Genomic DNA, 15,932 nt, shown 5'->3' with positions numbered 1-15,932 from the left:
CGGCGAACAAAAATAAACTGACCACAGGAACCATTAAAACGAGTGATATCACCAACAGTGCTGATGCTCAAGCCAACAGCGATGGGATCAGCATTTCTGCGGGTGGCCCCATGTATCAGGGCAAATATGGTGTCGGGAAAAACATTGCCAAGAATGTTTTAGATCATGCAAAAGCCAAAGATTCAGAGGAAGGCTATACCAAATCCGCTATCAGCAATGGAACCATTGTGCTGACAAATGAAGCAGGGCAAAAGGCGTTGACGGGACAAGATGTGGAACAAGCCATCGCCTCCCTTAACCGTGATACTGCCAACGCCCATAAGGGGGTACAACAGCTTGATGTCGCCAAGCTGGAACAAATCGTCCATGAAAATCGTGAAATGGCAACACAACTCTTAGAAGAAGGGTTTAAATACAGCGATGACTCCTATAGAACCATGTTTATCAAAGAACACCCCATTGCCGTGGTCGACCGTGATGAACAGGGCAATATAATCTATGAAATAGATGCAAATGGACAGTATATCAAAGACGCTCGTGGACAACCAATACCTCACGCACATTATTTAACGGATGAAGAAAAGCAGCATTTGCAAGAAGGTTCTGATGACAAGGTGCATGTGTCCTTTAATGGCATCTTTACTCCACCAGAGGAAGCCGCTGTTTATGCGGTTCAACATGCGAAGGATAAAAATGCACCGCTTTATTTTGTGGTGTTCCCAGAAGCCGATTCTGCTATTTCAGAACTTCTGGTAGCAGGCTACCAGAAGTTTATGGAAAATAATTTTTGGGGATTGACCAATTCAACACAAGAAGCAAAAGATTTGATGTATAGCTATGGTCTTACAGGATTAGAACTTTATGGACATAGTCGCGGGACGATGACATTGGGGAATATGCTGTACTCTTTCAAACAAGAAGGTGTGCACGGGATAGCCAACGAAAACACGAATATCAATCTCTATGGACCAGCCTTTAATGTTTTAGTTGCATCCGGTCTGTTAGGCTATGTAAGTGATGGCAAACAAACCACGATAGGCTTTGATGGTCATAGATACGACTTTGTTAGCAGAGTTATTGGTGGCAATGGCTATACCTACGAGACAGTGCCTGCTGGCAGCAACGTTTGGAAAGAATGGTGGAGAGTGATCACAAATCCCGTAAGTCCCCATACTTGTCTTGGACATGCGAGTCCAAAATGTCGCTATAATTATGGCTCATCTCATCGTGAACAAAAACCTTGAATTAGATCATGGAGAAAAAAATGAAACAAATTCTAAAGCTATTAGGTGTGGTAACTTTGTTGATCATAACAGGATGTCAGTTTAATAAAACTCCTGGAGGGTATTTGAGCGCGTGGGAGAAAAATGGTGTTACTGATTTTACTGAGGTAGGAAAAGCTTTGTTAGAATGTGGTATGCCAGCTCCTTATGATGTATTTCCAGAAAACAGAAATTTAAGCAACAATGCAATAGCAACAATTCATGCTTGTATGGTTCAATCAGGATTCCGCTATAAAGATGAAAGGGGGGGGGGATGGTGTGTAAATCATAAAGCGGAAAACTTGCCCATTTGTCGTCCAGGTGCTGTGATCCCGAGGCGCAGTGTCAAGAAGCGCTTGAACAGCCCTTTTTGTAAAAAACATCCAGAACAATATGAATGCTATCCTTAAGTCTTGCTGTTTATGATGACCAACAATCCGCCATCCTTGCCTTCGCTTGGAATGGCGGGATTGTTTTCTCAATCTAACATCTCAATATTGTATGTAAAGCAATATGGCGTAGAATGTACTTAGTAATCCTATAACGTTGCGTCATAGGACGGATTGTGCACTCTCTAGGGTGATGAGTTTGAGAAAGCCTTGTCCGTCCTTATATGACAAGTTTTTTTTATGCCGCGTCGTTATAACGTTGCTGTTTTGCTTGTTCGATTACATTTAAGAGATCCGATTGTAACCAACGGGATAAAAAACCAAATTTTAAAGGTTTTGGGAGAGAGCCATTGGTAACATGACGGCGGAAAGTTGAGACACTCATATGAAGCAATTTTGCACTTTCACGGTCTGTTAAAAGAATATCATTTTCTGTCATTCTAAAATCCTTTTATTTTCAAAAAATGGAAACAAATCATGCCCATTTATTAAGCACATTTTGGTTTATTTTTGAAGGTATTTTATTTATAGAAAACAATATTTTATCATACAGTTTCTGATGTGATAATTTATGAGTCTTATTGAGAGAGAATGAGAGAGAAGAGAGAGAAAGTTATCCACAGATGATGGGGTAAATTACCCCATATCTTAAGATTGCCCGGTGACATAAGCCGCCCATTTATCCATATAGACACGGCGCTGTTCTAGATAGTCCGTACGACGATAGGCACGCTCTACTTGCCCCCCGACCGTATGACTTAGAATAGTTTCAGCGACCTCATAGGGGGCATCGGTTGTTTCAGCGAGCCAATCGCGTAAACTAGAACGAAATCCATGGGGGCAGGCGTTTAGTCCAGTTTTTTGCATATACCTTGCCATATTACTTTCACCAAGAGGAGCACAACCGGTTGCAGAAAGGATAAAATCACTTTTGGAAAGATAGCGAGCATGTTCAATCACTTTCATTGCTTCTGTTGATAAAGGTACGCGAAATTCTGTTGTAGCATCGCGCTTTCCTTTCATATTTTCAGCAGGAATTGTCCATATATTTCCATCAATCTGATCTTTATGAATATGACGTAAAGGAAAAGTACGAACGCCTGTCAGAATAAGCAAACGTAAAGCCAGTTGTGTTATAGCTGTTATTTGGCAAAGTGTTTTATAAAAAGCAGGAATGTCTCTCCAATCCATAGCTGGTATATTTTGTGCTTTATGGAGTTGTTTTCCTAAGAGAGCTTGTGCTTTTGTTACTGCTTGTAAATCAACATCCAAACCCAAAGCAGCCGCATGTTTGAGACAAAGATTGAGACGTATCAATGCTTTCTCTGCTGTTGCAGCTTTTGTATGCCAAATAGGAGCAAGTGTATTGCGTATCTCTGTTTGAGTAATCTCTGAAACGGGTAAACAGCCTAATTTAGGGAGAATGTAAAGCGGCAAAGGTGCAAACCAATCTCCATTTTTACCATCTCCTTTTAATTCAGCTTTACGGCTTTCAAAAGCATCTAATGTTTTTTAATAATGAAGATTATATATTGTTTTGCGCTTTTGTTTTTTGTAATTTAAGATACAATATTAAAGTATTAAAGATAGACCATGCTGGTAAATAGATAAAACTCTGATGGTACTTGGAAAAAGTCAATGATTGGTTTTACTAGTAGGCTAGCATTGATTTCCCAATGACAAGCGATGTTCTGTTACGTGCAGAATATCGTTATTTAGATTTCGGTAAAAGAAGTTTATAAAGAATATTACCATTAACAGTTACGCGAAAATTTAATGAAAGTGAATCCGACTTATAAGACACATAATTTTAGTATGATTTAGTTGATAAATTTTCATTGGATGCAAAATTAAATAGTTAAGAAGCTTTATTTTTTTGTGAGTGTGTCATTTTTGCTACAGATCTTTTAAAAAAGATGCTCTATATACATTTCATTTTGGATATTTGGAGAGATTTTATGAACACAAAACGTTTAATAACAGCGTCTATTTTTTCTTTAATTTCAGCGTCTACAGCGCTAGCTGCTGATGTACTGATTCCTCATCAGCCAGCATCAACGACTTCTTCTTCTGCCATTGTTGCGCCTACTTTTTCATGGACCGGTCTTTATTTAGGTGTCCAGGCCGGGGGCTTTTCGAGCAAGGCTGATATGGCTCTTGTTGGTCAAGAAAAGAGTTTCCCATTGGATAAAGAGTTCTCTCCTAAACTTTCAGGTTTTGCAGGTGGTTTTTATGCAGGGTCTAATATTGATCTCGGTGACAGCTTTATTTTTGGTGTCGATACGGATTTAATGTTGTCTGGGAAAAAACACACAAAGACTATCACTATAGGTGCAGCTGATAACATTACAGTAGAAAGTGCAGTGGGAAGATCCCGTAGATCAGCAGGAACACCAACTTCTCCAACCTCACAACCAAGCACACAAAGAACTTCATCAGAAGGTACTGGAACTCCAGCATCAGGTGCGAGAGCTCCAGTAGCAGGTGCAGGAACTCCAGCAGCAGGTGCAGGAACTCCAGCAGCAGGTGCAGGAACTCCAGCAGTATCAGGTGCAGGAACTCCAGCAGTAAGACCTGCTGCAACACAATCAAATCAATTAGCAACAACTGGCAATTCTAGCAATGTTAATTCTACAATGACAGTGAACAATTCAGGAGTTTCAACACCACCATCCACACCATCATCAAACACGCCATCTAAATTGCCAGAGGCACAATCCGCCTCCTCAAGGACAGAGCCAAGATCAGGGCAATCATCACCGTCATCATTGGCAAGATCAGAAGCAAGCCAACAAGCAGCAAAAACAACTACATCAGGACAATCATCATTAGCAGAAAGAACAGTGCCGAGCGGGAGCCTTGTACTCTCGAGATCAGGATCATCTAATGGATCAGCGACAAAAGCTTCCAATGGAACAAGCGGAGCCCAGCATGGAGGTCATCATAGTGCCCATGGTAGTGGACATTCTAATCCGCATGGTGCGTCTCACGCAGGTGGACATGGCTCTGGAGCTCATGCACATGGTAATCCACATGGTCATGCTTCTCGTCCTCATGGTGTACAGAATGCGGCAGGACATGGAGTACAGAGTACGCAAGCGGCGGATAAGAACGATTCCAGTGTATATGGTATAGAACAAATGAAAAGGGTGGCTTCTGAACTTGGTCTTGATCAAGAGGATGAGGTTGAAACTTTAAATCATACTTTCAAACAAAATTGGGGTGGTGCTACACGGGTACGTATCGGTTTTGCTGCTGATCGCTTTATGCCTTATCTTGCTGGTGGTATTGCTTATGGGCAGTTCCAAGATACTATATCAATATCTGTTAAGGATGATGAGGGAAGAGTTGTTTCTTCTAAGAACTTAACCGATGAAACAAAAACCATGATTGGTTACACTCTTGGTGGTGGTGTTGATTTCTCTGTGCTGGATAATGTGATTGTGCGTGCAGAATATCGTTATTCCGATTTTGGTAAAAAGAAATTTGCCAAGGAAAAACTTGAAATTAACTACAAAACCAATGATTTCCGTGTTGGTGTAGCTTATAAATTCTAATTTTTTTAAGAGTAAATTTCTAAGAGGCTCCACTATCGGTGGAGCCTTTATTTTTTTAAGATCATTTTTTGGTTTATTTTCTTGTGAATTTCATGATAAAGGCCATAGAGTGTGATGATATATTTTCTTGATCGCTGCTTAATACGAATGATAAGCTCGGCTTTCCTTATAGATAAAAACCAGAGTTGCAGGGTTCAGGGAAGTTATGCAAAAATGAAATCGTAAAAGTGGACAGGAATATTTCACAATGACTGTGAAAAATGAAACAATAGATTATTCAAAAACTCTTTATCTCCCACAGACAAATTTTCCTATGCGTGCAGGGCTTCCGCAAAAAGAGCTTGAGTTGATGGCGCGTTGGGAAAATATAGGGCTTTATGCGCAATTGCGTCAACAAGCAAAAGATCGTCCATTTTATATTCTTCATGATGGTCCACCTTATGCAAATGGCCATATTCATATCGGGCATGCTTTAAACAAAGTTCTAAAAGATGTCGTGGTCCGTTCATTTCAAATGCGTGGTTTTAATGCAAATTATGTTCCTGGTTGGGATTGCCATGGCCTTCCAATTGAATGGAAAATTGAAGAAAAATATCGCGCACAAGGAAAAAATAAGGACGAAGTCCCTCTTAATGAGTTTCGTCAAGAATGTCGTGAATTTGCACAGCATTGGGTAACCGTTCAAAGTGAAGAATTTAAACGTCTTGGTGTTATGGGAGATTTTAAGGCGCCTTACACTACAATGGCTTTTCATGCAGAAGCACGCATTGCGAGCGAATTGATAAAATTTGCTATGTCAGATCAGATTTATCGTGGTTCTAAGCCGGTGATGTGGTCTGTTGTGGAGCGTACAGCTTTGGCAGAGGCAGAGATTGAATATCATGATCATGAGTCAGAGGTGATTTGGGTTAAGTTTCCTATTTTTGAAGCAAATTTTGATGATTTATATGGTGCTTATGTCGTTATTTGGACAACAACACCATGGACAATTCCAGGCAATCGTGCTGTGAGTTATTCTTCGCAGATTTCTTATGGTCTTTACGAAATTGAAAGTGCTGAAAATGATTTTGGTCCTCAAGTGGGAGAAAAGCTTCTCTTTGCAGATGTTCTAGCCATGAGTTGTGCTGAAAAAGCCAAACTTGTTTTGAAACGTTTGCGTGTTATTTCTGCTGACGAATTGAAAGCTCTTGTTTTGTCTCATCCACTCAAAGGTTTGGCTGGAGGATATAATTATAAAATTGCGCTGCTTGAGGGCGCTCATGTGACAGAGAATGCGGGGACAGGTTTTGTCCATACAGCTCCAAGCCATGGGCGTGAGGACTTTGAAATTTGGAATGATTATAAGTCCTTACTGGAGCAAGCAGGGATTGATTCATCGATACCGTTTCCTGTTGATGATGCAGGGTTTTATACGAAAGATGTTCCGGGTTTAGGACCAGATCGTGAAGGGGGACCTGCACGTGTTATTGATGATAATGGAAAAATGGGTGATGCCAATAAAGAGGTTATTAATGCTTTAATTAAAGCAGATCGATTGTTTGCACGCGGTCGTTTAAAGCATTCCTATCCTCATAGTTGGCGTTCGAAAAAACCGGTTATTTTTCGTAATACACCGCAATGGTTTATCTCAATGGATAAAGATCTTGGGGATGGTTCAACTTTACGTAGTCGGGCTTTGGAAGCTGTTTCAAAAACGCGTTTTGTGCCATCTTCTGGACAAAACCGTCTTGCTTCTATGATAGAAGATCGTCCTGATTGGGTTCTTTCTCGTCAACGTTCTTGGGGTGTTCCTATTTGTATTTTTGCCAATGAGGATGGTGTTGTTCTAAAAGACGAAGGCGTGAACGAGCGTATTTTACGGGCTTTTGAAGCAGAAGGGGCAGATGCGTGGTTTGCTGAAGGAGCACGTGAACGTTTTTTAGGTGAGCGTGCACATGAGCCTTGGACGCAGGTTTATGATATTCTGGATGTTTGGTTTGATTCTGGAGCAAGCCATAGCTTTGTGTTAGAAGATCGGGCTGATTTGCAATGGCCTGCTGATGTTTATTTTGAAGGTTCAGATCAACATCGTGGATGGTTCCAATCTTCTCTTTTGGAAAGCTGTGGTACGCGTGCTTGTTCTCCCTATAAGACAGTGATCACACACGGTTTTACTTTGGATGAGAACGGTAAGAAAATGTCTAAGTCTTTAGGCAATACGGTTGTTCCACAGGAGATCATTAAAACATCTGGTGCTGATATTTTTCGTCTCTGGGTCATGACAACAGATTATTGGGAAGATCAGCGTTTAGGAAAAAAAATCCTTCAAACAAATGTGGATTCATATCGTAAACTGCGCAATGCAATTCGTTGGATGCTTGGAACTTTAGCGTATGATGAAGGAGAAGAAATATCTTATGGCGCACTGCCAGATCTTGAAAAATTTATATTACATCGGCTTTTTGAACTGGATCAGTTGGTTAATCGAGCTTACGATGAATTTGATTTTAAAAAGATTATGCGTGCATTATTAGATTTTTCAATCATTGAGTTATCAGCATTTTATTTTGATATCCGTAAGGATTCTCTTTATTGCGATGCACCTTCGTCACAAAAACGTAAAGCTTCTTTGCAAGTTGTTCGTGAGATTTTTGAACGAATGGTGATATGGCTTGCTCCAATGTTGCCTTTTACGATGGAAGAAGCTTGGTTAGAGCGTTATCCAGAAAGCCAATCGGTGCATTTGGAACAATTTCGCTCTGTACCAGAAGAATGGCAAAACCAATCTTTGGCTGAACGTTGGAAAAAAATTCGGCAGGTCCGTAAAGTTGTGACAGGTGCTTTAGAGCTTGAACGCGCTGATAAGCGTATTGGATCTTCGTTAGAAGCAGCTCCTATTGTTTTTATTTCCAATCCAGTTTTACGAGAGGCATTAGAAAATGTGGATATGGCGGAGATCTGTATCACCAGTGCTCTCACAATTACGCAGGATACAATACCTTCCGATGCTTTTACTTTGAATGATGTAGAAGGCGTTGGTGTATATCCAGAGAAGGCTTTGGGGAAAAAGTGTGCGCGCTCATGGCGTTATACACAAGATGTTGGGAGTGATCCGACTTATCCAGATGTCTCTGCTCGTGATGCAGCTGCTTTGCGAGAATTAAAAATTCTTGGCAAGATTTAAAATTTTAGATCAAGGGAAAGCAACGCAAATAGTTTTCCCATATTGATAAATATAGTTTTTTGTGGTATGAAGTAAATTCCGTTGTTTTATCTGCAGGGGGGAAATTTGTGTATGAACCGTTCTCTCATGAATAGCGGGAATATTAGTCAGCCGTATACTGAGGAAATGGAATAAGCAGTGAGAAAACGTGAAGTAAAAATATTTCCAACAGGGATTTTAAGTATATGCTTTGTTTTAACGGGATGCAGTTTATCTGCTCCTACCTATGGGACAAATAAACCGGTTTCGATCCAGTTTTTTGAAGATGTTGCTAATATTGCTTCATTAACACCAGTGAATAATAGCAGTCAGATTGTTATGAAACCTCGCCCAGAACTTGTGATACCAAGTCCTAGCTCACGCGGATTTTTACCGCTGCCACAACAAGATAAATCTGTCAATAAAATAGCAGCATCGAAACAGCATCAAGGAAATGTTTCTTTTCCTCACAAAGGGTCTTCAGTTAATGGGGGTGGTTCAGAAAATCCTTCACAGTTGAATGCGAAACAACGGCAAGAATATTTACGTCGTCAGAGGGCACAAGTTGGAAGTTCAAAATACCGTCGCTATCTCACAGAACCGCCGTTAAGTTATCGCCAGCCGGCAAAGACAGCTCCTATTGGTCGCTAGAGAAAAGGGAGCAGATTAAAGTATTGAGGTATTCTTCCTATTGCTTATAATACCAAGTTCTCGTTCACGCAGAGCTTTACTTTTTCAGCAAGGAGATCTTTATTTCCATGAAATAGCGATATAGCAATAGCATCGAGAGAGTGATTCTGCGTTTTTCTCAAAAGAAATATCTCTCAAGGTTTTTGACTCCATTTCACATCCTCGCTCGTGTGGATGGTATAACGTAAAATCCATTGTGCACCACCATTTTATGCTTATGAAAGAGCAGGCTTGTATCATCATTGTATTTGCCAGCCTCTAATTTTGTGATAGCCTTTGCGCTTGCAAGAGTCTTCATAAGGGACATTTTTAGTCTTTTCTAAATAGTTTTTTATACAGACGGTAATTCATCTTGTGATGTACAAGAAAGAGTTTTTTATTGGTTTACTATAAACAGATTTGAAATGAGAGTATTCTATGATATTTTTGGACTTTATATTTTATATACAAAATAATGCATCATCTCATAGAAGCAATATGCAGTGTTAAAAAAGGTTTAGAGGGAAAATGCTTCAAAATAGTTTTCGCGATATCAAAAGGATTAAGAGTCTTTTTTAAAAAATAGGATAGTTTCTAAAGAGTGAAAGTTATGGATGAAGAATTGTTTTTAGGATCGCTTTTGAATAAAGAAATCTTTAAGTAATTGAGCAGCTTCTTTTTCTTTAAAACCAGAATAAATTTCAGGTTTGTGATGACAGGTTGGCTGCTGATAAAAGCGTGGGCCATTTTCTATGGCTCCCCCTTTGGGATCATTCGTTGCATAATACAGACGTCGTATGCGTGCAAATGAAATGGCAGCAGCACACATAGCACAGGGTTCAAGTGTTACGTAAAGATCGCAATCAGGAAGCCTTTCGCTTTGCAATGCTTCACAAGCCATACGGATTGCGCGCATTTCTGCGTGTCCTGTAGGGTCATATGCAGATTTTATAAAGTTACCAGCGCGTGCAATAATAGCTTTTCCGCGTGTAATGACAGCGCCTACGGGAACCTCATCTTTTTTTGCAGCCCATTGTGCTTCCAAAAGGGCTATTTCCATGGGTGTCAAAGTCATCATGTTCTTTCTACGAGGGTATAGAGAATCTAAAGATTTTTCGATAAGGAATACTATGGAATGAGTAATTTATTATTTTTTTATAATGAAAGGGATACCTTTATTTTTTTAGGTGTTTAAAACAAACTTGCAAGTCAATGGATACGTTATTGCTGTTAAAGGATAGAAAATGATAAATGATTGTGCTACTTCCTCTTTCAGGATAAGCGGTATGGTGCATGTGAATAATTTTCTGAACATACTGGCAAAGATTGGTTTGAAACGCAAATGAATGAAAATAATGAGAGTGAACGGATTGCTAAAAGGTTAGCGCGTGCTGGCGTTGCCTCACGTCGAGAGGCAGAAATGATGATTGTTGCAGGTCGTGTTTCTGTGAATGGTACAGTTGTGACAACGCCTGCTTTTAATGTTAGCCGCTCTGATGTTATTAAAGTTGATGGCAAACCTTTATCTCCGATAGAACGAACGCGCTTATGGTTGTACCATAAACCAGCAGGGCTTGTCACGACGAACCGTGATCCTGAAGGCAGACCTACAGTATTTAGTCATTTACCAAAGGGAATGCCGCGCGTTGTTTCTGTTGGAAGGCTTGACATTAACACGGAAGGGCTTTTGCTCTTAACCAATGATGGTGGCTTAGCGCGCGTATTAGAACTTCCTGTAACGGGGTGGGTTCGCAAATATCGCGTTCGTGCCCATGGAAGAGTAAAGCAGAGCGCGCTGGATAACCTTAAAAATGGTATTGCGATTAATGGTATTTTCTATGGTTCGATTGAAGCCTCAATTGAACGTGAACAAGGGGCTAATATATGGCTTTCTATCGCTTTGCGAGAAGGAAAAAATCGTGAAATAAAGAATGTTTTAGGGGCATTGGGATTATCGGTTAATCGTTTAATACGTGTATCTTATGGCCCATTTCATCTCTCTGATTTAAAAGAAGGAGCCGTACAAGAATTAAAAGGTCGGATGTTACGAGATCAGTTGGGAGAGCGTTTGATTATGCAGGCCAATGCAGATTTTGATGCTCCTATTCTGAAACCCTTTTCAAATTCTCCAGTTGTTGCGGAAAAGCAAAGCCAGAAGGATGTTTCTGTTGCAAATGATGGTTGGGTTTTCTCAAGCGAAAGAGTGATACGGCGCAGATCAAATGATGGTTCTGTTGAGCATGATCGCGCACGATTAAGAGCAAAGTCTCATGAGAATATGAATAAGGGGAAAAGTGAAGAAGGAAAAGCAGAGCGTTTTCTACCACGTTCTCGCCGCGCGAATGTTTGGATGGCTCCTGGTGCCCGTCCGCAGAGTGCACGTAGGAAACCATCCTATAGTGATGAGAAATCGCATGATCATAAGAGCGATTTGGCTGATAAAAAATCCTTTCATCGGGGCAAGGAAAAACTAAAAGATCATCACTTGCAGAAAGAGAAGAGGGGAAGTTTTGTTCAAAAACGTGGCAAAACATCTTATGATGAGACGCATAGCTTTGGTAAGAAAGATCGCTTTTTAAAGGATAAAGAGAAAATGATAAAAGGTGGTCCTGATGAGCGTTCTTTTGAGAGAAAGGACAAAGTAAAATCGTTTAGTGGTGCTATGAAAAAATCTAAACTACATCGTGATGGTACAAAAACTTCGAAGCGATTTGGAGGGGCCCGTGCGGATCATCGGCGGTAAATTTGCTGGGCGTGTTTTATTTTCACCTATTGATCAGTCGATTCGCCCAACGAGTGATCGTACACGTGAAAGCCTTTTTAATATTCTTTCTAGCCGTGAAGAACAGTTTTGGGCCAATAAACGCATCCTTGATCTGTTTGCTGGTACTGGTGCTTTAGGCATCGAAGCTCTTTCACGTGGCGCAAAGGCGGCTGTTTTTGTTGAAAACTCGGTTGAGGGGCGTGGATTGCTTCAAAAAAATATCGAAGCCTTTGAATTACAGTCTATTGGGCGAATTTTGCGTCGTGATGCAACCAAACTTGGCAATATTGGAACAATGCTTCCATTTGATGTTATCTGTGCTGATCCTCCCTATAGCCGTTGTTTAGGTGAACGTGCTTTTGTAGAAGCTTTGCGAGGGGGGTGGGCAAAAGCGGATACACTCTTCGTGTTGGAAGAAAAGAAAGATACAATCATTCATTTACCTGACGTGTTTTATCTCGATGATGAGCGTTTTTATGGTGAGACAGCAATACGTCTTTATAAATTACGATCGTTGACATTTTGAGAGAGTTTTTTTATCCGGTTGGACGAAAAAAACGCTTCTTTACCGTTTCTTTTGTTTTATATTGGTTTCTTTAAAGATTAAGCAGAAAATCAATAAAAGATTCTAAAGTTAAAGAAATTGATGTGTTTTAATTTCATTACGCTTTTTTGTCTCAATCTCTTTATTTTTTGAAGCTTTTTATAGCTCCAAAAGCGAACCTTTTACGATATATGCTCTTCATAATAGAGAGATGTCCTCTAATCTTCTGTTCACCCCAAAATTACTTTGAGAAATAGTATTGTACGCTAAGTTAGCAGCATGTGTTGCTGCTAACTTTGTAAGTTATGTGCTGATTTATTGATCCCAGCGGTATTAAAAGCGAAACACATTGCCAAAGCTTTCGTATATTATAAACTTTAATACCGATTAATGTTTCTTCTATATTTCACGACAACAGTTATGATACCTTTTTGTCTCATTTCTTTCGGTGGAACATTAATCATCAACATTTTATCAACAGTTGAACGCTTTAAGCTATGTAGTCTACATTTATATCTTAAATGGTGCGTAAATTATTGTATGAACTTAAAAAAACAGATATTTTTATTTAAGGTAGACAATAATATTCATTTATACGCAACATTTGTGTGTTTATTTTATTAATATCGCTTGTTGATTTAATCACTATCTATTAAGGACACTTAAGAATATTAAATAGCTTATCGTTTTTCAGTTTTAAGAGTCATTGGTATATTACTCTTTGTTACTAAAGATAAGTGATTTTGTAAAAAAGGGGAGATTATCATGTTTAAATGGACACATAGTGAAGAAATTAGCACAGAAGCAAGTGCAGAGCAGATTTGGTCTATGTGGGAAGACGTAGCAACATGGCCTTGCTGGGCATATTATGTTATAATAAAATCAATATATTAAGCAAATATGAGGGAATCTAAAGATTATTGATTCTATTACGTTTTTTTGCCTCTATCCCTCATCTTTTTGAAGTTTTTTAATTGCTTCTATTGCGAGCTTTTTACGATCTGCGCTCTTGGTATAAAGAGATGCCATACTGTCATCTGTCCAGCCAAAAAGTGCTTTCAATTGTGATACTGTTGCACCAGAGTTAGCTGCGCGTGTTGCTGCTAATTTTCTTAAACCATGCGCTGATTTTTTGATACCTGCTTGGGTACATGCTTTTAAAAACGCATGTCCAAAGCTTTCCTTGGTAAATTTTGTACCTTTTTTACCACAAATAAATGTTTCGTCACCAATAGGACCAGTTTTAAGGGTTTGTGCGAGTTCTGGTAAAATAGGTAGGAAAACATCTGTTTGAAATTGGCTCTTTTCTGTTTTCAGATGAATGATATTATCATTAACATCTTTCCAACCAATGCGAACGGCATCACCACGGCGTAAGCCCGTATACAAAAGAACATCAATCCAAACGCGTTCATGAGTTCCTAAAGACCAATGTTGATAATATTTTTCTATGTCTGCTTCTATCCAAGTGGGTAACCCATCTTTGTTTTTGAGAGGGGGTTTTTTAACGCCTAAAGCTGGATTACTTTCTAAAAGACCTTGTTCAATCGCCCATTTAAAAAGAGAATTAAGGGCTTTCAGAAAATTTTGAGCTGCTGCTGGCATTTCTTTACGGCGTTCAACACCGGCTATAATATGTTTTTTTTCAATTGCTCGGTATGGAATATTTCCTATAGTATCACATACTTTCATAAGAATGAGTTCTCTTTGTTTTTTTGTATCTTTAGCTAGGCTATGCCAATTAACACTATTAAAATATTGTTTAAGCAGCCATGCGAATGAACCTTCAATCAGTTTTCCGGTTTTAGGTTTTGGAGGGATTATGCCTTGTAATTCGGCAAGTGCGCTTTTGTAGTTGTCAACAAACTCTTGCGTTCCATAGGTTCCGCGTATTCTAATACGTTTTCCATGACCAATACGTACATACCATACGATTTTTCCATGTTGAGTAACTTGTTTAACGAGATGAGGGGGGCGTGGTTTTGGCATAATCAATTTTACATCTTAGAGAGTGCGATTTCGTAATATTCATTCTTTGACAAATCTAAAAGTGTGTCTGGGTGGCTAACGGAATTTAGTCTTGGAATATCTGCTTTAAGATAGATAAGCAGTTCACCGGTAGGTTTGATTTCTATGAGTTCGCACCCTTGCTTTTTTGCTTCTCTTAAAGCCCGTGCAATGTCTGCTTGCGTTATGATAGCTTTGCGAGGCGCCATATCTCTTCTCCTTACATTGAGACGCAATTCACTCGTGTGGTGAGTCACGAATTGATTAAAAATGGTTAGGAAAGGGTGGGGGTGCTGGTAGCGCGTAGCACCCCCATAACTTCATGCGGCTTTTGTCGAGATCTTTATTATCTCTTGTTCTATTTCTGCTAAAAAGTTTTCAACCGCTTGATTAATCTGTTCAATTTGCTTTTCATCACGGTGAATGCGTTTGATTTTCATACGCAAGTGAGATGAATCCCCCGTAAAACGCGGGTCATAACTGATAAAATCGCACCATTTTCGCTCTGTACAAGCCATTTGGAATTGCATTTGTGCAAGATATTCTGGTTTGATCTCATTATTGATAAAGAAACGCATGTGGGTAGTTGATCTTGGGCATTTGATTTCAATTAATCCGTCTTTATCAATAAGACCATCAGGGCTTGCCCCCGCCATTTTTATTGTGGGGTGTTGGATAAAGCCGCATTGAGTAACGTCAGTATCATAAATGAATGCATATTCTCTCAAGGCATCTTCTTCATGTTCAATTCCCCATCTCATATCTTCAGTTTCATAATAGGGGCTTGCTTCGCTTATTAAGCGCTCTGTAATGAGTTTAATTTTATAGTCTTCATATTTGCTTGTAGGGGTTCCCTTTGCTGTTTTACTAATAACGTTGTAAATATTTGAAGCGGTGACTTTTCCTAAACGGGCTTGAAACCATTGTGCTGTTCTTTGTTCCATTTCACACCGCCATTTCTTGTTCTTGTTGAGTTGGTGCATATTCAATATCTTGGACATGAATATATTCGGCATCTTGTATAGACGCGTTTATTTGCTCTTGTTGCGTGTGAGATTGTAGAGCTCTTTCTCTTTGAATGTTTTTCCTTTTTTCCAAAAGCGCCAAAACCTCTTGTGCTTTTTCACAAGACAGATCTGTTAGGTTTTCTACATTTGCGTAAGAGAGAAGATTATTTTCATTGGTTCCAGTCTCTTTAATCAATTCTTTGATTTGTTCAAGCATGTCATAAGAAATAAGTTGTACTTGTGTGGTATTATTAATACGAGCCGCTTCATCTTCTTCATAAATACCGGAAAAACCGAAAGCATAGCGAGCACATTGTATAGTTGCTTTATGACGCAACATACGTGCTGGATATTTGCTCCATGGGTCACTGTTTTCTTTCTTACATTCCTTTAAATATTCGGTAACCTCGATAGGGTCTTTAATGCCTTTGAGACGAATAGCACATTTGATAGCAATCAAATTACCGTCTTTATCGAGTTGATCTTGAAAAGTCATGCCATCGAATTGAGAATTAGATTTGATGATTTTAATCCACCCATCAATAGAGACAA

12 protein-coding genes and 3 pseudogenes are annotated in these 15,932 nt (G+C 39.4%); 8 read left to right on the top strand and 7 right to left on the bottom strand.

Annotated elements, in window-relative coordinates; translation table 11 throughout:
• A pseudogene (locus PVV57_RS08435) lies at positions 1-1,244 on the top strand (filamentous hemagglutinin); the annotation flags it as partial.
• A 20-nt stretch (positions 1,245-1,264) separates the two neighbouring features.
• Positions 1,265-1,672, top strand: a complete 408-nt coding sequence (locus PVV57_RS08430; protein ID WP_273783864.1) for a hypothetical protein — start codon at positions 1,265-1,267, stop codon at positions 1,670-1,672.
• 217 nt (positions 1,673-1,889) lie between these two features.
• Here the strand turns inward: PVV57_RS08430 and PVV57_RS08425 are convergent, their stop codons facing one another.
• Positions 1,890-2,090, bottom strand: a complete 201-nt coding sequence (locus tag PVV57_RS08425; protein ID WP_015856172.1) for an AlpA family transcriptional regulator — start codon at positions 2,088-2,090, stop codon at positions 1,890-1,892.
• A gap of 209 nt (positions 2,091-2,299) precedes the next feature.
• A pseudogene (locus tag PVV57_RS08420) lies at positions 2,300-3,217 on the bottom strand (tyrosine-type recombinase/integrase).
• Positions 3,218-3,283: 66 nt separating this feature from the next.
• On the opposite strand from PVV57_RS08420, the pseudogene PVV57_RS10550 reads away from it, so the two are divergent.
• The 4 genes and pseudogenes from PVV57_RS10550 to PVV57_RS08405 all read left to right on the top strand — a co-directional run.
• Positions 3,284-3,384, top strand: a pseudogene (locus PVV57_RS10550) (hemin-binding protein); the annotation flags it as partial.
• A 225-nt stretch (positions 3,385-3,609) separates the two neighbouring features.
• On the top strand, positions 3,610-5,208 hold the full coding sequence (locus PVV57_RS08415; protein ID WP_273783863.1) for an outer membrane protein: 1,599 nt from the start codon (positions 3,610-3,612) through the stop codon (positions 5,206-5,208).
• Positions 5,209-5,455: 247 nt separating this feature from the next.
• Positions 5,456-8,371: an isoleucine--tRNA ligase gene (gene ileS / locus PVV57_RS08410; RefSeq protein WP_273719061.1), complete on the top strand. Its 2,916-nt coding sequence runs from the start codon at positions 5,456-5,458 to the stop codon at positions 8,369-8,371.
• Positions 8,372-8,548: 177 nt separating this feature from the next.
• Positions 8,549-9,040, top strand: coding sequence for a hypothetical protein (locus PVV57_RS08405; RefSeq protein WP_273719062.1), 492 nt, complete (start codon positions 8,549-8,551; stop codon positions 9,038-9,040).
• Between the two features lie 646 nt (positions 9,041-9,686).
• Here the strand turns inward: PVV57_RS08405 and PVV57_RS08400 are convergent.
• A complete protein-coding gene (locus PVV57_RS08400; protein WP_273719108.1) occupies positions 9,687-10,133 on the bottom strand; it encodes a nucleoside deaminase in 447 nt (148 codons plus the stop codon).
• Between the two features lie 267 nt (positions 10,134-10,400).
• Between PVV57_RS08400 and PVV57_RS08395 the strand changes: the two genes are divergently transcribed.
• The gene (locus PVV57_RS08395; RefSeq protein ID WP_273719063.1) at positions 10,401-11,801 is read left to right on the top strand and encodes a pseudouridine synthase; all 1,401 of its coding nucleotides are present in this window, start codon (positions 10,401-10,403) and stop codon (positions 11,799-11,801) included.
• A complete protein-coding gene (gene rsmD / locus PVV57_RS08390) occupies positions 11,782-12,348 on the top strand; it encodes a 16S rRNA (guanine(966)-N(2))-methyltransferase RsmD (RefSeq protein WP_273719064.1) in 567 nt (188 codons plus the stop codon). Before PVV57_RS08395 ends, rsmD begins: the two co-directional genes overlap by 20 nt.
• Before the next feature lie 963 nt (positions 12,349-13,311).
• On the opposite strand, the gene PVV57_RS08385 is transcribed toward rsmD, so the two are convergent.
• The 4 genes from PVV57_RS08385 to PVV57_RS08370 form a co-directional block, all read right to left on the bottom strand.
• Positions 13,312-14,355 carry a tyrosine-type recombinase/integrase gene (locus PVV57_RS08385; protein WP_273783861.1) on the bottom strand — a complete coding sequence of 348 codons (1,044 nt, stop codon included), beginning with the start codon at positions 14,353-14,355 and terminating at the stop codon, positions 13,312-13,314.
• A gap of 8 nt (positions 14,356-14,363) precedes the next feature.
• Positions 14,364-14,582 carry a hypothetical protein gene (locus PVV57_RS08380; RefSeq protein ID WP_212112188.1) on the bottom strand — a complete coding sequence of 73 codons (219 nt, stop codon included), beginning with the start codon at positions 14,580-14,582 and terminating at the stop codon, positions 14,364-14,366.
• Positions 14,583-14,693: 111 nt separating this feature from the next.
• The gene (locus PVV57_RS08375) at positions 14,694-15,317 is read right to left on the bottom strand and encodes a lambda exonuclease family protein (protein ID WP_273783860.1); all 624 of its coding nucleotides are present in this window, start codon (positions 15,315-15,317) and stop codon (positions 14,694-14,696) included.
• A 1-nt stretch (position 15,318) separates the two neighbouring features.
• Positions 15,319-15,932: recombinase RecT (locus PVV57_RS08370; protein WP_273783859.1), on the bottom strand; the 614-nt coding region annotated here is incomplete at its 5' end.

The organism is Bartonella sp. AU15XJBT (genome assembly GCF_028618615.1).
GTDB lineage: Bacteria > Pseudomonadota > Alphaproteobacteria > Rhizobiales > Rhizobiaceae > Bartonella.
This window is presented reverse-complemented; position numbering and strand designations above follow the sequence as displayed.